The 22,464-nt window shown below is 34.9% G+C and carries 21 protein-coding genes; 7 read left to right on the top strand and 14 right to left on the bottom strand.

What is annotated here, in order from left to right; translation table 11 throughout:
* Positions 1-10: 10 nt before the first annotated feature.
* The 8 genes from BUA03_RS14500 to BUA03_RS14535 form a co-directional block, all read right to left on the bottom strand.
* Positions 11-211 (bottom strand): hypothetical protein, encoded by a 201-nt coding sequence (locus BUA03_RS14500; RefSeq protein WP_066080623.1) that lies wholly within the window; start codon positions 209-211, stop codon positions 11-13.
* Positions 212-244: 33 nt separating this feature from the next.
* Positions 245-964, bottom strand: coding sequence for a GLPGLI family protein (locus BUA03_RS14505; protein WP_066080628.1), 720 nt, complete (start codon positions 962-964; stop codon positions 245-247).
* Between the two features lie 37 nt (positions 965-1,001).
* A complete protein-coding gene (locus BUA03_RS14510) occupies positions 1,002-1,223 on the bottom strand; it encodes a hypothetical protein (RefSeq protein ID WP_066080631.1) in 222 nt (73 codons plus the stop codon).
* Between the two features lie 195 nt (positions 1,224-1,418).
* Complete coding sequence (locus tag BUA03_RS14515; RefSeq protein WP_066080636.1) at positions 1,419-3,572, bottom strand: TonB-dependent receptor; 2,154 nt, start codon at positions 3,570-3,572, stop codon at positions 1,419-1,421.
* Positions 3,573-3,818: 246 nt separating this feature from the next.
* On the bottom strand, positions 3,819-4,220 hold the full coding sequence (gene arfB, locus BUA03_RS14520; RefSeq protein ID WP_066080639.1) for an alternative ribosome rescue aminoacyl-tRNA hydrolase ArfB: 402 nt from the start codon (positions 4,218-4,220) through the stop codon (positions 3,819-3,821).
* Between the two features lie 38 nt (positions 4,221-4,258).
* Positions 4,259-6,382 (bottom strand): DUF4301 family protein, encoded by a 2,124-nt coding sequence (locus BUA03_RS14525; protein WP_066080642.1) that lies wholly within the window; start codon positions 6,380-6,382, stop codon positions 4,259-4,261.
* Positions 6,337-6,966 (bottom strand): nicotinamide riboside transporter PnuC, encoded by a 630-nt coding sequence (gene pnuC / locus BUA03_RS14530; protein WP_066080646.1) that lies wholly within the window; start codon positions 6,964-6,966, stop codon positions 6,337-6,339. The genes BUA03_RS14525 and pnuC overlap by 46 nt, the downstream gene beginning before the upstream one ends.
* Positions 6,967-7,102: 136 nt before the next feature.
* A complete protein-coding gene (locus BUA03_RS14535; protein WP_394333644.1) occupies positions 7,103-7,867 on the bottom strand; it encodes a phosphoglycerol geranylgeranyltransferase in 765 nt (254 codons plus the stop codon).
* Positions 7,868-7,924: 57 nt separating this feature from the next.
* Here BUA03_RS14535 and BUA03_RS14540 point away from each other — a divergent pair, with 57 nt between their 5' ends.
* From BUA03_RS14540 to BUA03_RS14550, 3 genes are all read left to right on the top strand, one after another.
* Positions 7,925-8,521, top strand: coding sequence for a Crp/Fnr family transcriptional regulator (locus tag BUA03_RS14540; RefSeq protein WP_066080647.1), 597 nt, complete (start codon positions 7,925-7,927; stop codon positions 8,519-8,521).
* Between the two features lie 164 nt (positions 8,522-8,685).
* Positions 8,686-8,973: a hypothetical protein gene (locus BUA03_RS14545; protein WP_066080650.1), complete on the top strand. Its 288-nt coding sequence runs from the start codon at positions 8,686-8,688 to the stop codon at positions 8,971-8,973.
* Complete coding sequence (locus tag BUA03_RS14550) at positions 8,973-9,362, top strand: group III truncated hemoglobin (protein ID WP_066080655.1); 390 nt, start codon at positions 8,973-8,975, stop codon at positions 9,360-9,362. Before BUA03_RS14545 ends, BUA03_RS14550 begins: the two co-directional genes overlap by 1 nt.
* On the opposite strand, the gene BUA03_RS14555 is transcribed toward BUA03_RS14550, so the two are convergent.
* Positions 9,359-10,018: a 4'-phosphopantetheinyl transferase family protein gene (locus tag BUA03_RS14555; protein WP_066080657.1), complete on the bottom strand. Its 660-nt coding sequence runs from the start codon at positions 10,016-10,018 to the stop codon at positions 9,359-9,361. The genes BUA03_RS14550 and BUA03_RS14555 overlap by 4 nt on opposite strands.
* 272 nt (positions 10,019-10,290) lie before the next feature.
* On the opposite strand from BUA03_RS14555, the gene ahcY reads away from it, so the two are divergent.
* Positions 10,291-11,607: an adenosylhomocysteinase gene (ahcY, locus tag BUA03_RS14560; protein ID WP_066080661.1), complete on the top strand. Its 1,317-nt coding sequence runs from the start codon at positions 10,291-10,293 to the stop codon at positions 11,605-11,607.
* A gap of 1,179 nt (positions 11,608-12,786) precedes the next feature.
* Complete coding sequence (locus BUA03_RS14565; RefSeq protein ID WP_066080664.1) at positions 12,787-13,110, top strand: four-helix bundle copper-binding protein; 324 nt, start codon at positions 12,787-12,789, stop codon at positions 13,108-13,110.
* 332 nt (positions 13,111-13,442) lie between these two features.
* Here BUA03_RS14565 and BUA03_RS14570 read toward each other — a convergent pair whose 3' ends face one another.
* The gene (locus BUA03_RS14570; protein WP_066080667.1) at positions 13,443-13,886 is read right to left on the bottom strand and encodes a nucleoside deaminase; all 444 of its coding nucleotides are present in this window, start codon (positions 13,884-13,886) and stop codon (positions 13,443-13,445) included.
* 86 nt (positions 13,887-13,972) lie between these two features.
* Between BUA03_RS14570 and BUA03_RS14575 the strand changes: the two genes are divergently transcribed.
* Both BUA03_RS14575 and BUA03_RS14580 read left to right on the top strand, forming a co-directional pair.
* Positions 13,973-15,754: a 1-deoxy-D-xylulose-5-phosphate synthase gene (locus BUA03_RS14575; RefSeq protein ID WP_066080670.1), complete on the top strand. Its 1,782-nt coding sequence runs from the start codon at positions 13,973-13,975 to the stop codon at positions 15,752-15,754.
* A gap of 143 nt (positions 15,755-15,897) precedes the next feature.
* Positions 15,898-16,932 (top strand): DUF3078 domain-containing protein, encoded by a 1,035-nt coding sequence (locus BUA03_RS14580; RefSeq protein WP_082854334.1) that lies wholly within the window; start codon positions 15,898-15,900, stop codon positions 16,930-16,932.
* A gap of 44 nt (positions 16,933-16,976) precedes the next feature.
* On the opposite strand, the gene BUA03_RS14585 is transcribed toward BUA03_RS14580, so the two are convergent.
* The 4 genes from BUA03_RS14585 to BUA03_RS14600 all read right to left on the bottom strand — a co-directional run bounded on the left by BUA03_RS14585 (position 16,977) and on the right by BUA03_RS14600 (position 22,180).
* Entirely contained in the window at positions 16,977-19,637 is a 2,661-nt protein-coding gene (locus tag BUA03_RS14585) for a T9SS-dependent M36 family metallopeptidase (RefSeq protein ID WP_066080673.1), read from the bottom strand.
* Between the two features lie 90 nt (positions 19,638-19,727).
* Positions 19,728-21,071, bottom strand: a complete 1,344-nt coding sequence (gene dgt, locus BUA03_RS14590) for a dGTP triphosphohydrolase (protein WP_066080676.1) — start codon at positions 21,069-21,071, stop codon at positions 19,728-19,730.
* Between the two features lie 121 nt (positions 21,072-21,192).
* The gene (locus BUA03_RS14595; RefSeq protein ID WP_066080680.1) at positions 21,193-21,660 is read right to left on the bottom strand and encodes an RDD family protein; all 468 of its coding nucleotides are present in this window, start codon (positions 21,658-21,660) and stop codon (positions 21,193-21,195) included.
* Positions 21,661-21,832: 172 nt separating this feature from the next.
* Complete coding sequence (locus BUA03_RS14600) at positions 21,833-22,180, bottom strand: hypothetical protein (protein WP_066080683.1); 348 nt, start codon at positions 22,178-22,180, stop codon at positions 21,833-21,835.
* Positions 22,181-22,464 lie beyond the last annotated feature (284 nt).

Genomic DNA, 22,464 nt, shown 5'->3' on the forward strand with positions numbered 1-22,464 from the left:
ATTTATAATTTTAATGACATAAACCTATTAAATCATTCAGTAACGCCAAATTGTCGGACCCACTACCCATAACTCCTTCATAAATATCAACTGCTTTTTCTTCACAAGTTTTTTCCGCTACTTTTTCTACATTTAATGAGTTGGTTTTTACTTCCTCCGTTTTTGCCATTGCAACTCCATTAAACGCTACCACTGCTAGAGCGGTAAACACTAATTTTTTTTATAGACAACCAAATGAAATAAATCATTTGACAGTAGCTGCCGTATTAGCATCTGTTAATTTAATTATTTTGTAAAATTCATTTTCGGATATTATTTTATGGTTCACTTCCTTTAATGTTACTTTCAAATTATTATTTAGTTCTATTTTTGAAGCCAAATATGTAATTTTATCATCTTGTAACTCCAAAATTAACCCTGGTAAATCTCCAAATTCTTTCGGACCGTTTCTTACAGGAATTGCAGGGCAGTACCAAGCTTCAACAATATGAAGTGGATTGCTTTGCTTCAATCTAAGTAGCTTTTCTCTAGTAGCTTTAAAACAAGTATATCCATTAATTATCTTTTGCTCATTTAGCAATTCCCATTGGGCTACTGAGTCAAGCTTAACATAAAAAATTTCATTTGAAAAATCAACTTTTTTAATGATCGTTTTTCGTTGTTCATCTTTAAAAAACTCAGCATTTCCAGCAAAAGCTCTCGCTAGTCTAGCCGGTTTTTCATTAAAATCTAACATTGATTCTAGATAAAAATGAGACTTTTGATCTTTTACTATTAACATGTAACTCAATCTTGTTAGTGCATCATCTATCCCAACAAATGAATTAGCTACTTTACTCTTGACTACATCTTGATTTTTTTCTAATGATCCTCCTGTAGGTGTAATTGAATATGTAATTCGGACGTTATTTTGAGCAATTGCCGCCAAACCATTTAACAATAAAACTAAATATAAATATTTCATATAAAAAAAATTAACCTGGTAAAAACTGGTTATTAAGCTAATTTAATACCTTACTTTCTTTACAGGCAGCAAAGGCTTCTTTAGCAGCATTATACTCTAACCCTAAATCTTGGAATTCTTTATAAGTTTCGTGATAAACATCGGTACAATTATCTGCAACAAAATCTATTGTCACCTCTTCTTTCACTTCTTGAGTTCCTAACATTGCAACTCCACTAAATGCCACCACTGCTAGAACGGTAAATACTAATTTTTTCATTTATAAAAGTATTTCCTTGGGTGCCAATAAAACTTAAACATCCTCCTTCATCTCTATTTAAAAAAATACGTCATTCCTTAACATTACAAGATTAGGTAAATTTTATCGTCTAAACAATACCCACGACAAAAACAGAAAAACAAAAAAAATCCAGTGCTTTGCAACACTGGATTCCAATTATCAACAAATACTTTTCTAAAAATTCAACGTCATCCCCAATAAGAAATTAATTCCCGCTTGCGGATAATAATATGGATACACATCATACATATACCCATTAGAAACGTATTTTTTGTCTAAGAAGTTATTCACTAAACCCGTAAAAACAATTTCTTTGAAGACTGTTTTAGGTTTAAAAGTGTAGGCAATGTTCAAGTCATTCACAAAATAATCGGCCAACTTTGCCGCTGGCAATTCGATATTATTCATGTATTGTTCGCCTACAAATTTTTGCAACCAGGAGATATGAAGATTTTCAATAGGTGTGTAAACCAATATATTTCCTGCAATAACGGATGGTGAATACGCAATATCAGTAGTTCCATAATTTTGCCCTGCAACAGCTAAATCAGTATTTTTATTGGCACTCAAGGTAAAATTTGGACGGATAATAAATTGATCGGATAAGGCAATTGTAGCATCAATTTCCAGTCCTAGTCGGTAGCTTTTTTCGCTGTTAGAACGTATTGGAGCGCCTACATCATCGAGATTTCCAGTTAAGATCAACTGGTCTTTGTACGCCATATAATACACATTTGTATTGAATTGTACTTTCTCAGCAACATGCCTCCAACCCAATTCAAAGTCATTCAACTTTTCTGGCTTCACATTACCACCTTCATAATCACCTCTATTGGGTTCTCTGTTTGCTCTCGCATACGAAAAATACAAAGCGTTATTCCCATTGACATCATAGGTTAATCCCGTTTTTGGATTAAAAAAATTAAAGGTATCATCAATCGGATTTGCTTGAACACCATTAGCTTTATAATTAACTGATCGGAATTGTAAATCGCCAAACAAACTTAATTTATCAGTGATTTGATAATTGGCTTTTGCAAAGATATTTCCATCAGTTTTAATGGCATAATCATCATAATATTTGTCTCCAAGCTCACTTTGAGATGCAAATCTCGCCCAAATCACTTTACCAAAATGGCGGCCTTCATACTTGTTCCAGCCACCACCAAAAATGACATCTAATTTTGTGTCCTTATAGTTGGCTGAAAATGTAGTTCCATAGAAATCATTATCCAACCACTTTTGACGAATTAAATCGGTTCTATTAATTGGTGTTGCATTGTTAACAATTGGTGTCAAGCCGTAACTAGAAAATTTAGCATCTTCTTTATAATTTTCAAAAAAACCTTTCCCTTTTGTATAATGCAACGCAAAATTAGTACTCCAATTTTCAGATATTTTCTCATTCCAATGCAATTGCGAGTGATCTTGCTGGTAATTATCGGTTTCATTATCGTAAAAACGAGCGTTGCCTTGTTCATCCGTGAAAGCACCTGCTGAATTATAGGTGCGATCCCTGTTCAGCGTTTCGCCGTCTATTCCGTTCCAAGATTGATACGTCTTCTCCGTTCCTCCAAAAACTAAGGCTTTTATCAACGTGGTTTTGCCCACATACGTTCCTTGCAGAAAATAGGATTTCAAATCAGAGGCACCACGATCCACAAATCCGTCCGATTTAATGGCAGACAAACGACCTGCAATTTCAAAATGATCATTCATCAATCCAGTACTGAATTTCACCGTGTGTTTTCGAGTGTTAAAACTTCCAAGCGAGTTTGAAATTTCCCCTGTACTTTCGTTGGCAAAATTATCTGTCAACATGTTTAAACTGGCACCAAAAGCTCCCGCACCATTGGTAGACGTTCCCACACCACGCTGCAATTGTAAACTTTGAAGCGAAGAAGCAAAATCAGGCATGTTTACCCAATACGTGCCATGACTTTCGGAGTCATTGTAAGGAATACCGTTAATCGTTACATTTACTCGCGTTGCATCACTACCACGAACCCGAATTCCAGTGTATCCTACGCCATTACCAGCATCAGAAGTGGTAACAACAGATGGCAAATAATTCATCAAAATAGGAATGTCTTGCCCTAAATTTCGGAATTTGATATCCTTTTTGTCCAAATTGCTAAAACTGACTGGTGTTTTATTGGTCACACGCACTGCTGAAACTAATACTGCATCCAGTTGGTTTACTTTGGTAGTGTCTTTAACTTGTGAAAAGGCGAAAAAAGAAGAAAGAGAAAAGAGAATAGACGTTAAAAAAGCTACACTTGACGCCTTTGTGTCTTTATGGCACGAAAAATTGAAAATAGTATTCATCCGTAAAAAGATTACGAATAAAAGGGGGAATTATTCTTTTTGTTAAATTAAAAAATGATTGTTTCCTATGACAAATAAAGTAGCGTGCACACTATTAGTTTGTCATTTTTTCCCTTGACAACATTACTTGTCCAGGTTCGTTGGGTATAATCTCAGCTCGTTATTTAGAGCACCCCTTTGAGACGGGGCAAATATAATTCTTTTGTTTAAAGTTCCAAGTATAACTTTTAAACTTTTTATCAAAAATCAAAAATCAGGTTTTCTTCGGTTTTTCTTAACCTCTGAAATGCTCTTCTTATCCTTAATTCGTTTTCGAATAACCGATTTTGGAATCTTTGTTGGTTTGCGCACTTTTGGAACCTGCAATGCCGTTTTTATCAGTTCTAGAAATCGCTTGGTAACTGTTTCTTTATTCCTAAACTGGCTTCTGTCTTCATCACAATTCAATATTAAAACGAGATCAGCAGTTAATCTAGAGGATAATTTGGTTTCAATCAAAAGTTTTTCAGCTTCGTTTAGCGCTTGAGAATGATGTAAATCAAAAGTCAATACCACCTTAGAGGATACTTTATTTACGTTCTGCCCACCCGCTCCACTGCTGCGGACGGCTTTATAGCTTAATTCGGATATGATTTTTTCTGTTTCCATTTATGCTGTCCCAACACTTTGGGATTGATTCAGTAAATCTATTTATATTGATGCGCTGGTTTCAACAAGTCATTCACAGTCTTGACTGGATTAAACGTGATCAGGGGAACCTCAACAAATACCGTTAACCAGTTTGCCATTGCACCATTCCAGAGACCAGGCAATTCATAAGCCTTAATGTTCTTGCCAGCGGTGTTTTTCTCCACTATGAATCCACTGTTGTGATCGACAAATTGAGGCAGATCAAATTTTTCGTTTTTATAATTTTTTATCCCGCAAACTAAATCAACAGGATTAAAATGAGTAGCGGCATTAAGGATCCCTTTTTGATGATCACTTTCCAAATCAACTTGAGAACTTTCTACAATTTGCAATGAAATTGCATCCTGCTCATTTCTTACCCAAAATGGCCCGCCGCCTGGTTCTCCTTCATTTTTTACCATTCCGCATACGCGTATGGGCTTATTTAAAGCCGCCTTAAGGGAGTCCACTTTACTTTCAAAACTACTTTCGTAAAAATCTTCACGCAGGTTAATACACAATTTTTCCTTTATAAAAAGAACCATTTCCTCTACTAATTCTATCTGAATTGTTTCAGAATTCAAGGCACTTAAATAACGGAACACCTCTTGCTGTAGGGCTAATAATATACCCGCCAACCCTTTCTTGTACAAAGAGATTTTCTCGATATTATTTTGAATAACGTTATCAATATTTTTGATAAATACAATATCAGCATCCAGATTATTCAAATTTTCAATTAAAGCACCGTGTCCTCCAGGTCTAAAAACCAGTTTTCCTTTTTCATCTCTGAAAGGTTTATTTTTCATAGTCACAGCGAGCGTATCAGTACTCTCGTTTTGATAGGAATAACTAACATTTATAGCCACACCAGCTTGGTCTTCAATTCTAGCTTTGATGTTATTTATTATACTTTCGAAATGCTGTTGATGTGATTCTGAAACCGTAAAATGCAAGTTAGAGCAATTAATTGCACTTGAATAATGAGTACATTCATGCAAATGCTCTTCCACCGGAGTTGCAATATGAGTTTTGTATTTGTGAAAAGGAAGAATCCCTTTTGGTTTATTAGCAAAATCAAAAGCATCGGACGACAAAAGCATCTTTATAAAATAATAATTCTTTAGACTTCGATCCATTACCTCAAAACCTGCGAATTCAGCTTTAAGCTTACTATCAATGGCATCAAAAAAAGGAAATTTTTCCATTCCTACGATAAAAACAGCAAGTTTATTAGCTTTTTTACGGTTAATATAGGCATTTATAGATTCGTTTTCGAAATCAAAATCATTGATAAATTCAGTTAAAAACTTAAACATTCTACTTGCAGCGCCTGATGCAGGAACAAATTTATTTAATTTCAAGTTGGATTTGTGTGCATCAAAGAAACTGGCATTTTCTTTAAAACCTTTTTCTGACACTTTCAAAACTCCATTTGACAAGGTTGCGGGACGAACCAAATTTACTTTGGAAATTCCATATTTAAAAAAAATCAATTGCTTTTGAATGTTTTTTATTGGAATTCCATGCTCATAAATTTGAATGAAATCAAGGGACGAAAACCCTAATTCTCTTGCTAAAGTCAAATCGTCTATAATCGATATTGCTTTTTTAAGTCGTAAGTCCTTATCCCCGGAAAGGGTAATAAATGGTTTATTATTGTCTAGTAAAGATTGTTTAAACACTGCAAATACAGATTCTCTACCCTCCGCTTTGTCTCTCAAATCGTCTTTTTCCCACGGCACATCAATATCCGTAAGGAAGAATAAATCGTATTGATGTTCGCAAGCCGCTTCATCTAATGAAGGATCACAATAATTGTAATAAACTTCAGAGAAAACCTTAGTTACCATTAAGTTGGTGTCGCAAAAAAGATAGTTATTGGCAATTAAAGCGCGTTCATTTTCTAATTTGGTCTGACCATAAGCAATAGGCATCATATCCTCACGATCACATACTTGTTGCGTTGTCTCCCATTTCTCCTGCAGATAATCGCGTGCAAATTCAGGAACCCATCCGGTTTTATAATAGTCCGCAAGCTGTCTGGCCAATGTAGTCTTGCCCGTGCTTTCGGGACCAAATAAGGCTATTTTAATTATTTTTGTGGCTCTACTGCTGAGCTGTCTGAGATTTTCTTCCATTCTAAATAGCCAAAAATGGCGACTACGGTAAATACTATATATTGAAAACTGGTAAAAGTATAGCCTTTCGCAAAATATAAAGGTATTGAAATCAAGTCTCCAATAATCCAAAATATCCAGTTCTCGACTTTCCTTTTTGCCATGAGCCACATTCCTACAAAGAAAATTCCTGTAATAAATGTATCTACATACGCAAACCAAGTGGTAAATTTATCAAAATAGTGATATACCGAAACCACAAAGGCAACGGTAAATATAAAAAGAATTATCGCAATTCGTTTTTCTGAGCTTGAAATTTTTGATATTGGAAACGCAACGCTGTCCCCTTTTTTTCGAGTCCAATGGTACCAGCCATAAATACTCATCACGAAATAATACCCATTAATCATCATATCGCCCCACAAAACCCATTTCCAAAGCAAATAAACGAATATGGAAGTACTCACTAATCCCGTTGGAAAAACCAAAATATCATCTTTTTTAGCATACCAAACACTCAACAAGCCAAAAATAACCGCTACAATTTCTAGGATGATATCTAATGTTGGATAGGATCTGTATTGGGCAAAAAAATATTCTATCATGTTTACATTTGGGGTTTACGAAATTAGACTTAGGTTTTCATGCCGCATTTACAAATTGTTTGTTAAGTTGCTCAAAAACCTTAAACGAATGGCCAATTTGGTAGCGCTCCAATTATAAATCAGTAAGCAACACACGTTAATTAAAAAAAGAGACGTCCTTTTCAAAAGCAGTTCCTATTACGACCAAATCTGCACCTGAATCGTAGGCTTTCTGAATTCCCTGCAAATCTATAATTCCGCCTCCAACAATCAGCGGAATTGTGATGTTTTTTGAAATTAATCGAATCATATCCAGTGGAACTGCGCGCTTAGCACCACTTCCCGCTTCCAGATAAATCAATTTATTGCCTAACATCTCACTGGCTTGTGCAGTTGCCAGAGCTAAATCGAGATTGTTTCTGTCCAAAGGTTTAGTTTTGCTGATTCTTTCTACCGCAGTTTCGCTACCACTTTCAATGAGCATATAACCAGTTGCTATAATTTCGAGTTGGGTTTTTTTTAAAATAGGTGCTGCTTTCACTTGATGTTCAATTAAATAATCAGGATTTCTTCCTGAGATTAATGATAAAAACAAAATTGCATCGGCTTGATCAGAAATCTGCGAAGGATTTCCAGGGAAAAGTACGATAGGTAAATCACAGTTTATCTTTATCTTTAAAATTAATTCGTCTAGAATATTCTTTTCCACAAGGCTTCCGCCAATAAAAATATGCGTTGCTGGTGACTGCTTAATTTTTGAAATTAAATGGGTAACATTTTCTAAAATTATTTTATCTGGATCAAGAAGAATGGCCAATAATTTTTGGTTCTTTACATTAGCCTCGAGTATCTGACTGTATATATTCTGCTTTTCATTTTTCATAATCGGCGTAAAAGTATACGTTTTTTTGAAAGTGAGCATTACTTTAAGAAAACTTATCTTTGCTTATAGATTCACAAACTTCACATTAACAAGCTTATGATCCAAATTGAAATGCTCGAAAAATATGATGCAGTGCGAAGGCTCTACAAAAAATCAGAAATAATTTTCGAGAAGGATAACTTTGCCACTCATTATTACCAGATTATTTCAGGAACAGTAAAAATGAATAATTTTAATGATGAAGGCAGGGAATTCGTGCAAGGATTTTTTTATGAGAAACAATGTTTTGGTGAACCACCGTTGTTTCTAGAAAGAACCTATCCCGCTAATGCTGAAGCTGTAGAAGACTCCGAGCTAATCTGTGTTTCAAAAGCTAACTTCTTGAAATTAATAGCTGAAAATCCAGCTGTTTCCATTATCATGATTGAAAATTTAGCTCGCCGATTACATTATAAATCGGTTATGGCTGCTGAGATTTCCACACAAGATGCAGAGCATCGCTTATTACAATTATTTGACTACTCGATTGCTTATTTTAATTTTAAGAAGGAGCAAGAGGGTTTTCATATTGATTTGACGCGGCAAAAAATGGGTGACTTGACGGGACTTCGTGTCGAGACCGTAATAAGAGCCATCAAAACACTAGAAAAAAAAGGAGAACTTAAAATCGTCAATAGAAAAGTGTATCGATAAACAATATCCGTTAAGTAGAAGCTTTGTCAAAGGCACAATCAAAGGATGACTAAATTTGACAAATAGTAAAACAGCTGCCGTACAGTAAGCATCATTATGATGTAGGTCATAAAATATTGAATTCAAGAGCCTGTAAATTTGCAGTAACAAACAATTAAAATATTATGACACTATATAACAAAACACTTACCGACTTCAACAACAATTTCATAGGTTTTGCAACATTAATCGTTATTGGACAAAGTTGTCTGGGCTCAGTTGCTGCAATGAACATTCTTCGCAACGGAACTAGTTTGATACAAATGTTTCAATTAGGCTTGATAATTCTAATTTGCATGTTGGTAAACACTTCGATTTTGGCGCAAATGAAACACAAGGTAATTTTCAACTTTACTATAATTAGCGTTATTTTGAGCATATCCTTAATATTTATTAACAAGATTATCATTTAATGAAAAAGCAAATTGAAAACCGTGACGATCTGAAACTTTTAGTTCGGACTTTTTATGACAAAATAAGAGCAGATCAGGAAATCGGTTTTTTCTTTAATGAAACGATAACGGATTGGGAAGAACATCTAGAAAAGTTGACCGACTTTTGGGAAGCGAATATCTTGGGTACAAAAAATTACAACGGAAATCCAATCACAGTCCATAATGCAGTAGACAAAAAATTCAATCATCAAATTACTTCCAATTTATTTGGAATATGGTTGAATTTGTGGTTTGCAACTTTGGACGAACTTTTTGAAGGCGAAAATGTAGAGATTCTAAAACGTAGAGCCCAAAAAATGAGTACTTTCCTTATTATGAATATTTTTAAAAGCCGGGAACACGCTTAGCTGATTTGAAAAGCGTAAACCAATGTAAAATTCTCTATTTCTTCAAAATGGATGTTAAAATCCTTGATTATGCTGCCAAAATGAAGTTCCGTTTGCCCTTGTTTATCTTTTATTTCAAAAGATTGCACTTTGATGTGATTTTTAAAACTGATTCCCTTTTCGTTTCGGATTTTGAAGATGGATTCTTTGGCGCCCCAGATTACAGTTAATTTCCGAATATAATCATTTTGATTTTCACTCCCGAAGCCCGAAGTCTCGCGACGCGATAAAAACTGAAATTCTGAGTCGCAGAATTTATCAGCAATCCGGATAATCTTGTCTCTCTGCAATTCGATGTCGATTCCTACCGTTTCATTGCTGACGATAATGGCCGAAAATTCATGGGAATGGGTTATCGAAATGTGTTTCCCGTCCTGTAAATGCGGTTTTCCTAATGCGTCATAATACAAATCAAAATCACTGTAGCCTAGTTCTTGAAACAATTTGCGAACACTGAGAAAGGCACGCTGGTGCAATTGCGATTTCATTCCTAGGAGACGTATTGCATTTTTCTCGTTTAACTGGACGTCGTTGTAGAGCTGTTCGAAGGATTCGGTTATTTTCCAAACTAGAACTTGGGTGTCGGTACTGAAGTGGATGGTTTTGAATAATGGCATGGTCGTATTCTGATTTTTAGCCCCGATTGAAACGAAAATCCTTTTTTCCCATCCTTTCAGGGCTTAAAACCCTGAAAGGATGGGAAAAAAGATTGCAGTGGAAAGCGGGAAATAGCTCCTAAAAACTAAAATTAATTCAGCTCTATAAATTTATTTTATTGATTTTTAAAAGATTACAGTACTAAACAATTCATAAATATTTGTGATTCCTTTTAAAATAACAACTTATTACGTAATTTTGCAAAAAATTTACACTTACAAATATACTATAAATGAGTACTACAACTATGCCTTTTGTGGCTTTCAAAGTAAAAGACATTTCTCTAGCGGCTTGGGGAAGAAAAGAAATTGAATTAGCGGAAGCTGAAATGCCAGGTTTAATGGCGCTTCGTGCCGAATATAAAAACGAACAACCTCTTGCTGGTTCTCGTATTGCAGGATGTTTGCACATGACAATCCAGACTGCGGTTTTGATTGAAACCTTGATTGCACTTGGTGCTGAGGTGACGTGGAGTTCTTGTAATATTTTCTCTACTCAAGATCAAGCTGCTGCTGCAATTGCTGCTGCTGGGATTCAAGTGTATGCTTGGAAAGGGCTAAACGAAGAAGATTTTGACTGGTGTATTGAGCAAACTTTATTCTTTGGTGAAGATAGAAAACCATTGAACATGATTCTTGATGACGGTGGAGATTTGACTAACATGGTTATTGACCGTTTCCCTGAATTAGTATCTGGTATCAAAGGATTGTCTGAAGAAACTACAACTGGAGTTCACAGATTATACGAAAGAGTAAAAGCGGGAACATTGCCTATGCCAGCTATCAATGTAAACGACTCGGTTACAAAATCGAAATTTGATAACAAATACGGTTGTAAAGAATCTGCAGTTGATGCAGTTCGTCGTGCAACTGATATTATGCTTGCTGCAAAAAGAGTAATCGTTTGTGGTTACGGTGATGTAGGTAAAGGAACTGCTGCTTCTTTTAGAGGTGCTGGTTCTATTGTTACCGTTACTGAAATTGACCCAATTTGTGCGCTTCAAGCGGCAATGGACGGTTTTGAAGTGAAAAAATTAGATACTGTTATTGCAACTGCTGATATTATCATCACAACTACTGGAAATAAAGATATCGTTTTAGGATCTCATTTCGAAAAAATGAAAGACAAAACTATCGTTTGTAACATTGGACATTTTGATAACGAAATTGACATGGCATGGTTGAACACAAACCATGGTGCATCAAAAGTGGAAATCAAGCCACAAGTAGATAAATATACCATTGCTGGAAATGACATCATCCTTTTGGCTGAAGGTCGTTTAGTAAACCTTGGTTGTGCTACAGGTCACCCAAGTTTTGTAATGAGTAACTCCTTCACCAACCAAACACTAGCTCAAATCGAATTGTGGAAAAACAGTGCGGCATACAACAATGACGTATACATGTTGCCAAAACATTTAGATGAGAAAGTAGCCATGTTACACTTAGCTAAATTAGGTGTTGAACTAGAAACGTTACGTGTGGATCAAGCAGATTATATTGGAGTTCCTGTTGAAGGTCCATTCAAACCAGAATATTACAGATACTAGTCCTATTTGTCATTCCGACAAAGGAGCAATCTGATTTATGATTTCATATTTAAAACCCTTGCAGCGATGTAAGGGTTTTTTGTTTTGGGCGTGACCCTGCGTAAAAACTGCGGGTCGGGCTTTTCACTTCAATCTTTACTCCACTGCGTTCCATAAAGGATTTCCATTGCAATCCCTCACGCTTCTGCAGGTGTAACGACATTGAAACACTAAGCAGCTATTTTTAAAATTAAAAACCAACTTAAAAAAACGCTCCTATTTATCATACTATGCCCTCTTCCTACAAATAAATAAAAATTTGCTCCACCAAAACAACAAATAGAAAAGCCATTTAGCGCCATAAATCAACGTAGAAAAGCCTCAAATTTAACAACAATCGAACCTCTTTCTCAAAGCAGTATAAAGGTTATAATAGCAGAATTAGTAAGAAAAGTATAGAAAATAATAAAAATAGTTGCAAGAAAAATGGGAAAATAAGGTCCTTTAAAAGCAATACAGGAGTGTAAATAAGATAGATCAGAAAAATAGTAGCAGTATTACTAACTAAACCTATTAGCTAGGTTTTTTTTAAAAAAATTATCTGTTAAAACTAGATATAAACTCAACACCTCTAATAAAACCCTTTATTTAGCATTTAATAGTACGTTTAACCTACCGCTCCCTCCATTTATATTCTTTAATCGATAGAAAAATAGTTGCGCTCTACACCCAAAAAAAAAATTCCTAAATTATTTCACGAAGGTACCTAAAAATCTAAAAGACATTTTGTTTAGATTGAGACGGGTTTTTCTACAAATGGAGATAATGGATGATTTATATGATAACCTATACTAATCATTCCACACAAAACCATGTAGCAATTATGAAACTTATTCCTAAAATTATACAATAGCATATCCCATTATCATACTTAATTTTATATTTATTGATTTAATTATGATGAATGATAGTAACTGGAGTTCAGCAATGGGTTGGGGAATGTGGGTAATTCCGCCTGTTGTAATTATAATTATTGTTATTATTGTTTTAAAAAGAAACCGTAACAGCAAATAAATTTAGAGCAAGTTTAAGCAATCTTTTCTAACTCTTTAATAAAGAGTTGTTATTTAAAAACGAGCAACAGCGAAACTGAAGATCAGGCAACAGGGTTTCTGAAGAACTATTATAAACACTACCAAAATGGAAAATACAAAAATGGAAAGTTGCGTTGCAGCTTTTGAAACATGTGTTGAAGCATGCGAAACCTGCGCTACTGAAAACAAGGGAATAGCAGGAATGGAAAATTGCACAGAACTTTGCAATACCTGTAAAGACGCTTGCAATGAGTTAATTACTGCAAGTAAAAATAATGCAGACAATGTAGATGAACTTTGCAAAAAATGTGAAGAAGCGTGTACTGCTTGTGCAGCGGAATGTGAAAAACATACAGATATGGAACAGTGTATGAAATGTGCTGACGCTTGTCGCAAGTGTGCATCGGCATGCAAAGCTATGCTTGCGTAGTTGATCCGTAAATTAGCGTTATAATAAAGTAAACAATTTCGATTTTAATATAATGTACTAAACCCGTCAGCTTTAAGCGAGACGGGTTTTTTTAATAAATTACAAGCATAATTATTCTCTAAATGAAAGTATAAAAAAATAAGTTATATCTTATAAAAAATGTATTTGACTTTGGGACTAAGGATCGTGTACTTCCCTGTTTTAGAGTTTTTTAAAATTTTAAAAATAGAAAGTTTCGTAATTTAAAAATTGACACTAATTTTATAGTTCGCGGTAATAAAACGAGAACGCATATTCAATTCTCAATTAAAATAAAGAGGGGAGCATCTTGTTCATTTCCTCTTTTCTTTAAAAAAACGCTTCATTACATCAGCCGCTTCTGCGGCTAACACACCGCTAACCACTTTGGTTTTAGGATGCAATTGTGTACCCATTTTTACAAAACCACGATTTTCATCTGTGGCACCGTATACAATTCTCGAAATCTGACTCCAGTACAAAGCGCCTGCACACATCTGACAAGGTTCCAGTGTGACATAAAGCGTGCAACCAATCAAATATTTCCCGCCAAGATAATTGGCAGCTGCAGTAATAGATTGCATCTCCGCATGAGCTGTAACGTCATGAAGTAATTCGGTTAAATTATGACTGCTGGCAATCACTTTATTATCAATAACTATAACAGCGCCTACAGGAATTTCATCTTTATCAAAAGCCATCGCAGCTTCCTGCAACGCTTTTTTCATGAAATATTCGTCAGTGAAAGGATTTATCATGGTATTAACCGCAAATATTAAATTCTTTGTGAAACAAGTTTTTTTATCGAATGTAAAAATACAATTCCAAATCGTATATTTGCTTTATGTCAACTAATTTACTTTTAAACCTAAACAGCCCCGCCGATTTACGCCAGCTAGAGGAAACGCAACTACCTCAAGTAGCTCAAGAGTTGCGCAACTTCATTATCGATATTGTCGCCGTCAAAGAGGGGCATTTAGGAGCTAGTTTAGGTGTTGTCGAACTTACGATCGCCTTGCATTATGTTTTTGACACTCCAAATGATTTATTGGTTTGGGATGTTGGTCATCAGGCTTACGGACACAAAATAATAACGGGAAGAAGAGATAATTTTCACACTAACAGGCAATTGGGTGGCATTTCCGGTTTCCCAAATAGAGGTGAAAGTGTCTATGATGCCTTTGGCGTAGGCCACTCCTCTACTTCTATTTCGGCAGCATTGGGAATGGCAATAGCTTCTAATTTAAAAGGAGATTACAACAAACACCATATTGCAGTCATTGGTGATGCCTCGATAGCCTCAGGAATGGCTTTTGAAGGCTTAAATCACGCCGGAGTTACTGATGCTAATTTATTAGTCATTCTCAATGATAATGCTATTGGTATTGATCCCAGCGTAGGCGCTTTGAAACAATATTTGACTGCAGTAAAAGCAGGCAAAAATCCGAGACAGAACAACATGATTAAATCATTGAATTTTGATTATTCGGGACCTATTGACGGTCATGATATTTTTGCCGTAATTAAAGAATTGAAACGTTTACAAAAAATAAAAGGACCCAAATTCCTTCATATTATTACAACCAAGGGTAAAGGATTACAGCAAGCCGAAGAAAATCAGGTAATTTACCATGCTCCTGGCAAATTTGATGCTACAACTGGAGCGCTTCAGCCCAAATCCGAAGAAAATTTACCTCCTAAATATCAGGATGTTTTTGGCTTGACCATTTTAGATTTAGCTAGAAAAAACGACAAAATTATAGGCATTACACCTGCGATGCCTTCCGGCTCCTCGCTAAAATTTATGATGGATGAATTCCCAAAACGGGCCTTTGATGTTGGAATTGCAGAACAACATGCGGTAACCTTAGCCGCAGGAATGGCGACACAGGGCATGATTGTTTACTGCAATATTTATTCTACATTTTTACAAAGAGCATACGACCAAGTGATTCATGATGTGGCTTTACAAAATCTTCCGGTGATTTTTTGTCTGGACAGAGCCGGTTTAGTGGGAGAAGATGGAGCCACACATCATGGGGTTTTCGATTTAGCTTACTTGCGTTGTATACCCAATATGATTGTGTATGCCCCAAGAAATGAAATTGCTTTACAAAATATTTTATATACCGCACAATTAGGATTAAATAATCCAATCGCAATTCGGTATCCACGAGGTCGTGGTGTAGTTACCAATTGGCAAGCTACAAATTTAGGAAAGTATCAAGAAATAGAAATCGGTAGAAGCATTTGCATTAAGGAAGGCTCAAGAATTGCTGTCTTATCAAATGGAAGCATCGGTAACAATGTTACTTTGGCTATAGCCAAAATGCAACATCCAGAAATGATTGCGCATTATGATTTTCCCTTTGTAAAGCCACTAGATGAAAAGGAATTACATACCCTACTCAATAACTTTAAAACAATAGTCACCATTGAAGACGGGACTGTAAAAGGGGGTTTTGGAAGTGCTATTCTTGAATTTGCCTCTGAAAATAATTATACCTCACAAATAACCGTTCTTGGTATTCCAGATGAGTTTATAGAACAGGGAACTGTAGCCGAATTACAACAATACTGCAAAATTGACGTTAAAAGTCTTGAAATCCTTTTTTCAAACTATTAAAATAATTATTTTGCCCTCTTAAACAAAATCGGTAATAAATTCAATATAGCCCAGTATATAGTGACCTATATTCATAACATATCGGTATTGTAAAAGAAAATTATTGACTAAAAAACAACTATAATCCGTATAACTCCCCCGAAATGAAATTGTTAACCTACACGCTACTATTCCTTACCTGCTCTATCTCTTTTAATTGTTTATCTCAAGAAGTAACAAAAACATTTTTATACGATACGATTAGACCTGCTATTGCAGTTTTGACTGCAAAAAAATCGCTAGCTGTACCACTCAAAATACAAACTAAAACGCATTACCTGCCATTAACCCATTGGAGTAAAAAAAACAGTTTAGGATTTGATATTTCTGAAGTAGCTTTTATCAATTGGAGTGCTGGAGGAACTAGTTCGATTTCAGGATTATTTAAAGGTAAATTCCACAGAATTTATAACCGAAGTAATTACAATTGGTCAAATGAACTGATTTTTAAATATGGGTTAAATAAACAGGACGGAATAGACCTACGAAAAACAGAAGATGCAATTCAGTTCAACTCTACGTTTGGCTATCGAAAAGACACGCTATCTAATTGGTTCCATTCGGCTAAATTTAATTTCAATACGCAATTCACTAATGGTTATGCCTATCCAAATACGGAAAAAGCCATCTCAAAACCTTTTGCACCGGCATACATTTTTATGGGAATAGGTGCTGAAAATATAGATCAGGAAAAGAGAAGAACATTTTATATCTCGCCATTTACCTTTAAAACTACCCTAGTTTTAGATCAAAGACTTGCTAATCAAGGTGCCTTTGGCGTTCCTAAAGCCACGTATGATTTAGATGGAAATCTACTTACAGAAGGAGAAAAATCAAAAATAGAACTTGGTTTTCTAATTACTAATAAATACAAAAAAGAAATTTTCAAAAATATCATTTTAGAAAATCGGTTGAGTTTATATTCTGACTATGTAAATCGTTTTGGAAACATTGACATCGATTGTGATTTACAAGTAGAGCTCGTAGTAAATCAATATGTCAAAGCTAATATTGGCGCACATGTAATTTACGACGACGACATCAAATCAAAAAGAGAAATCGCAGGAATACAAGTAACTGAGGGACCAAAAACACAAATAAGACAAGCTATTGGGGTTGGAATAGAATATATATTTTAAATAAAAAAGTCCTGAAATAACTTTCAGGACTCTTTGAAATAAAATTACTTTATGATGATTTTCTCTGTGTAGTTCAATCCTTCTCCTTTAATGTCCATTATATAAATACCTGGAGTGAGTTGGTTTAAATTAAACATTTTTTCGTTATTAAAATCTTCTTTAGTGATGGAATAAACTTCTCTTCCTAAAATATCAACTACTTTCATATCGACCGTACCACTATAGTTGTTAATTCGCACTGTAATATTTCCGTTAGATGGATTTGGAAAAATACTCATGACATTAGGATTATTAACATCAACAACAGTTAACGAGCAGTTCGGTCCGGTAGATGGTCTCGTAAAATCTTCGGTTTGATCATTACCTACATTTGTACTACCTGCTGTTGCATTCACACCTAAACCTCTAGCTGCGAAAACTTCCCAAATCATACAATAATCTTTTCCTCCTGTAATAGCTTGATCAGCTGCTAAAATTGCATTTCTGGCATCTACAAAGGTTGGACTGCAAGGCTGTAATTTAATACCATCTAAAACAATTCGCATTAGTTTGTTATTTCCACCTGTCCCGCTATATTTATTATTGTCATACCCGTATTTATTGATGTAAGCCCATGTTAAATCCCATAACATTGTGGCCCAAACAGATCCTACACCGTGAACAGAAGTTTCCTCTACACCATTAACGTCGAATGATTGAAAATTATTAGTAAAGGCATAAGTCATAGGATTATTAGCTCTATCCGTTGAGTACACGTAGTTTCTAATTCCCAATCCAGCTGGAGATTGAGAAGAAACAAACGTACCAATTCCTCTTTTTGCACCACCAAAATCTCCCGGTTTCAACTGCATCATCAATGCAAACCAATCAGACCAACCTTCTCCCATTTGATCCGTGTTATTTAAACAACTAGAATTATTACTTCCTCCAGTTAAACGGATAGAGATTCCATGTCCGTACTCATGGGCAATTATACCATTATCAAAATCCCCATCCGCATTAACAAATGGAGTAGATTGTGTTTGTATTTTTACATTCACAGGCGCTGTAGTCATTTGGTTAATTATATCTTCCCCAATAGTGTTATTAACGCTAATTGCGGGTATCGTAATTCCTGCATCGGCACCTGACATCGATAAATTTCCCTCCACATTATTCACTACAATAACAGCAATCGCTCCAGCATTTTGCGCTGACTTTACTTTGGTTACAAAATTGCAGCTGCCTCTCCTAAGTATAACTATTTTGCCATTTAAAGCGGTTTTATTGGAAGGAGTTACGCACGCTTCTGATGTGCCACCAGAACTATCTAAATACAGAACCAAATCAGATTGTAAGAATTGAGGTGCGATTGGCAAATCAATACGTCCTGGACTGAAAGAGTTTTGAGTTGCCACATAATTCCCTGCCAAACTTGATGGTGAATTAATAATTAAAGGCTTAATTTCAGGACCTCTATTCCATAAAAACATTTGCATTCTAGCCCTATTACCATCTACAGGAGAAGAAAAATTAGCATTGTTCAAACTAGGAGGTACCGCTGTCGAACCATCTTGAGCTTCCGCATTTACATAATCTCCAGCTTTTCCACCACGATCATAATTGTTTTCTTGAAAATTACCGCTAGCTTCATCAAAACCATACTGATACCAGACATCATGCATTACATTGTTCATGTAAAACAAATTGGTATTAGCTGCATTAATATAAGATGATGCGGCTACACTTGTTCCTCCATAAGGAAAATCAAATATCAATTCTACACCTCCATCTGGGCTCGCTCCATCATCAATATTAGCTGCTTTAAAATCATCTTTAGCCCACACATTATTACCTCGGGTTATCGTATAATCCGCACCAACTTGACCGTTAATGTCATGCCAGCCAAAAGGAGATGCCTTAGCATCTGAAGGATTCGAAATTAATTGAAAAGGACCATGGCTTGGACTTTCAAAATTAAATGGAATAACACGATAAGCGCCTCCCGGCACAAAAGAAGAAGGCCCAGTATAAATTTGTTTAGGAGTTGCCCCTAAATTTTCTATTTGCGATTTTTTTGTTACCGAAAAGGCTTGCTCTTGATGGAAACTGCACGAAACAACTAAATCATTTTTTTCTAACAGTTTACCATTTAACGCATCGATTCTGACACTCCACAAATGATCATGAACTGGAGTGTGAATGGTAAAATCCCATGCCAAGACCAATTTATTGTCTTTTGCTTGGTGATACACTAAAGTACCAATTACCGGTTCCTCAGTCCCAGTACCATTACTTATCCTAAACTTATGTGACCCTAATTTATCTAAAACGGAAAAAGTAGTATTGGTTGTTATGCCTAAATGAAAATAGGCTTTCACTAAAGCATCCGTTGCAAGTAAAGTTGGATTTGTTGCGTTTACTTTCTGGGAGACATTATCAACTATTCTTTTTTGAACATCAATTACTTTTGTATTTTTTAAAGAAAAGTTAGAAACTGCCCTAAAAATTTCAATTCCTTGGTAACGCTGAATAACATAACAGTTTTGGATTCCAGAAGTTGTAGTTCCGCCTTCACTCTGAATTACCCAGTCGTTAAAATCACGATTTGAAATGATGCTTTTCGCACTCGGCGTAGTTAAATATTGCTGAATAACTTCTCTATTAGATTGCGAAAAAGCATAAAATGGTATTAAAAAAAGTAAAAAAAGTATGTTTTTTTTCATAAAAAATTATTAATTGGTCAATAAATAAATCCAAAAACAAATCTAATTTTTTAAATCTACATTAACAAATTAATAATGAACACACAATTGTTAATTTTTCACAGCCGTTATTGTTTTATAAAATAACAACGCATTACCATCGGTAAGCAAGGAAATAAAGTGGCAGATATGTAGTAATCGACCGTATAAATTTTCTTTTTCTAGGTGATGTTTCTCTGGTAATAGTTTTAAAATTAATGCATCATAATTAGAAGCATTTCCATTGAATTTATTATTGTAAGCGGTAATAAATTTATCCAATAACGTTTGAATAATCTGATAACCCACAATTTCTTTTTCAATTACTTCGCGGCTTTGGTAAATATTATCGACACTAATCTTAATTATATCATCCATCTGTGCCTTGTATTTACTTTTATCCATTATAGCAAAAGGGAATTTTCCATCTAAAATCAGCGTCTCATTTTCAACAAATACTTTGACGGCATCATTTATTAAACTTCCTATTGCTAAAGCGCGCAGATAACTAATTCTATCCTCTTTGGTTTCTAATGTTTTATATTTAGACGTATCAATACTATCCTTTACCAACTTTATCAGATATTCCAATGCAAAATCTTCAGAGACTAATCCAAGATTTATTCCATCTTCAAAATCTATAATTGTGTAGCAAATATCATCGGCTGCTTCAACTAAATAAGCCAAAGGATGCCTTTCAAATCCAATATCGTTTCCTGATTTATTTGGAATCAAACCCATATCAGCAGCTACTTCCTGAAAAAAAGAGGTGTCGGTTTGAAAGAAGCCGTATTTTTTATCAGCGATATTTTTCGTTGGTTTTTTGGGCAGACTTTCTTTCGGATATTTCATAAAAGCTCCCAAGGTCGCGTAGGAGATTCGGAGTCCCCCTTCAATTCCTGGACGACTAGCCGTAAGCACTGAGAAACCATTGGCATTCCCTTCAAAATCTATTAAATCCTGCCATTCCTTCTCAGAAAGCTGGTCTTTGTATTGTTGTCCTCTCCCAATGGAAAAATATTCTCCTATGGCTTTTTCACCCGAATGACCAAAAGGGGGATTCCCGATATCGTGCGCCAGTGATGCTGCCGCTACGATAGCCCCAAAATCATTCATGTGATAACCGTGAACTTCTTTGAGATGCGGATATTTTTCGATGATTTTCTTTCCCACTAATCGTCCCAAAGAACGGCCTACAACCGAAACCTCTAAACTATGAGTCAATCTGGTATGCACAAAGTCCGTTTTCGACAAAGGAATAACCTGCGTTTTATCTTGTAAACTTCTAAAAGCCGCCGAGAATATAATGCGATCATAATCGACTTCAAAGCCCAAACGGGTGTCGTCTTGTTCGATACGCAATCGCTTTCCTTTGTCTCCTTGTCGTCTTAGTGATAAAAGTTGTTCCCAGTTCATCTTTGATAGTTGTAATTTCTGAATTTTTAATGAGCGAATATAAAGAAAAAGATGCCAGTTGAAATAAAAAAAGCTGCCAAAAATGACAGCTGTTCCAATTGAAATTCGAAAATAATAATGATTACAACTTCATTTTTGATATAAATTCATGCTTATTTACAACATAAGTAACAGATAAAGTATCATGCCATCCTCTTGCATTATCTGATAAAAAAGAAAAGGCTTCAATAGGAATCATGCGCACTAACGTTCTTAGGACAATACTTTTTACGTTTGGCTTACTGCCATTATACTTAACTACCATTGTTTTGGTAAAATATTTACCAAACGTCCTAGAGAAATACAACTCCATAATTAAATAATAAAAAAATAGTACTACGAGCATAAACAATATGTTTTCAATTAGCGTTAAAGAAATAATCCATTCCGCTAGACTATAATTTTCTGTCAATTCTCCAATAATGTTTACAGCTGCTCCTATGCCAACTGTGAACATATAAACTACCAATAGATCAATAATAAAATTTAAAAAGCGCTGGCCTTTAGAAGCTAATAAATCATCTGTAATAGTAAATTCTTTAGTTTCCATTTTTAGGTTTTTAGTTTAGAAAATAACAGTTTTGGTTTTACTGCTTTCTCAAATATAGTCAATTTTTACTGCTTTACCTCGGTCATTAGCCGATATTAGTACAGAACGAAAAGAGAAAATTTGATTGTTTTGAAAAATAGGAACAGCACTAATGACTTTTAAAATGGCTTCTCTAGTAATGATTTTTTTCAAATATCGTTATTTTATAAAAAAAACTGCAATCATTTTTAGTTTTGAAAAACGCCAAAAGAGCATTCTTATTTTCAATCCAATTCATTTTAAAAAAAGTCTTTGTAGTAGCCCACTCTGCTTCTACTTTTATGATTACGTGCTTTTGTACTTCATTCATCAAAAGACTATCAGCCATAAATAGTCGGTTGAATTCAATGCAAAATGCAAATAAAAAATCCTTAATAACACTTGATCGTTTAGAATTCACAACTAAATCATTGGTACAGGTAGAAGAACGTAAACGAAAAATAGTAGCACTCCATTTATTAGTATGGGTAACTGCTCTCATAATAATGTCCTTTGCTACTACAAATATATCGTTTACGGAGCCTTTTGTATTTACATTATTATAAGATAGATTTATGAAATCCTCACACGGATAGTTGTTTTGGGGTACTTTTATAGATAAAAAAGTTATTTTGAGTTTTTATTGACCTGCGAGTCGTGTGTATTTTTGGGCACAAGCGGGACGCTGGCGCAAGCGGAGAATTAAAATTTCAATTAATAATAAATCTTCTTTTAAACCTAATTCCCTAGCCCTGATAGCAGTGGAAATCCTTTTATTTTTTTTCT

This window comes from Flavobacterium fryxellicola, assembly GCF_900143245.1.
GTDB lineage: Bacteria > Bacteroidota > Bacteroidia > Flavobacteriales > Flavobacteriaceae > Flavobacterium > Flavobacterium fryxellicola.

Excerpts from the sequence above, each read along its gene's own strand:
- BUA03_RS14540 (WP_066080647.1), top strand. The coding sequence starts at position 7,925 with ATGATCCAAATTGAAATGCTCGAAAAATATGATGCAGTGCGAAGGCTC.
- BUA03_RS14535 (WP_394333644.1), bottom strand. The coding sequence starts at position 7,867 with ATGCTCACTTTCAAAAAAACGTATACTTTTACGCCGATTATGAAAAAT.
- arfB (WP_066080639.1), bottom strand. The coding sequence starts at position 4,220 with ATGGAAACAGAAAAAATCATATCCGAATTAAGCTATAAAGCCGTCCGC.
- BUA03_RS14600 (WP_066080683.1), bottom strand. The coding sequence starts at position 22,180 with ATGAGAGCAGTTACCCATACTAATAAATGGAGTGCTACTATTTTTCGT.
- pnuC (WP_066080646.1), bottom strand. The coding sequence starts at position 6,966 with ATGATAGAATATTTTTTTGCCCAATACAGATCCTATCCAACATTAGAT.
- BUA03_RS14580 (WP_082854334.1), top strand. The coding sequence starts at position 15,898 with ATGAAATTGTTAACCTACACGCTACTATTCCTTACCTGCTCTATCTCT.
- BUA03_RS14555 (WP_066080657.1), bottom strand. The coding sequence starts at position 10,018 with ATGCCATTATTCAAAACCATCCACTTCAGTACCGACACCCAAGTTCTA.
- BUA03_RS14545 (WP_066080650.1), top strand. The coding sequence starts at position 8,686 with ATGACACTATATAACAAAACACTTACCGACTTCAACAACAATTTCATA.
- BUA03_RS14570 (WP_066080667.1), bottom strand. The coding sequence starts at position 13,886 with ATGATAAATCCTTTCACTGACGAATATTTCATGAAAAAAGCGTTGCAG.
- dgt (WP_066080676.1), bottom strand. The coding sequence starts at position 21,071 with ATGAACTGGGAACAACTTTTATCACTAAGACGACAAGGAGACAAAGGA.
- BUA03_RS14550 (WP_066080655.1), top strand. The coding sequence starts at position 8,973 with ATGAAAAAGCAAATTGAAAACCGTGACGATCTGAAACTTTTAGTTCGG.
- BUA03_RS14585 (WP_066080673.1), bottom strand. The coding sequence starts at position 19,637 with ATGAAAAAAAACATACTTTTTTTACTTTTTTTAATACCATTTTATGCT.
- BUA03_RS14575 (WP_066080670.1), top strand. The coding sequence starts at position 13,973 with ATGTCAACTAATTTACTTTTAAACCTAAACAGCCCCGCCGATTTACGC.
- BUA03_RS14525 (WP_066080642.1), bottom strand. The coding sequence starts at position 6,382 with ATGGAAGAAAATCTCAGACAGCTCAGCAGTAGAGCCACAAAAATAATT.
- BUA03_RS14595 (WP_066080680.1), bottom strand. The coding sequence starts at position 21,660 with ATGGAAACTAAAGAATTTACTATTACAGATGATTTATTAGCTTCTAAA.
- BUA03_RS14505 (WP_066080628.1), bottom strand. The coding sequence starts at position 964 with ATGAAATATTTATATTTAGTTTTATTGTTAAATGGTTTGGCGGCAATT.
- BUA03_RS14515 (WP_066080636.1), bottom strand. The coding sequence starts at position 3,572 with ATGAATACTATTTTCAATTTTTCGTGCCATAAAGACACAAAGGCGTCA.
- BUA03_RS14510 (WP_066080631.1), bottom strand. The coding sequence starts at position 1,223 with ATGAAAAAATTAGTATTTACCGTTCTAGCAGTGGTGGCATTTAGTGGA.
- BUA03_RS14565 (WP_066080664.1), top strand. The coding sequence starts at position 12,787 with ATGGAAAATACAAAAATGGAAAGTTGCGTTGCAGCTTTTGAAACATGT.
- ahcY (WP_066080661.1), top strand. The coding sequence starts at position 10,291 with ATGAGTACTACAACTATGCCTTTTGTGGCTTTCAAAGTAAAAGACATT.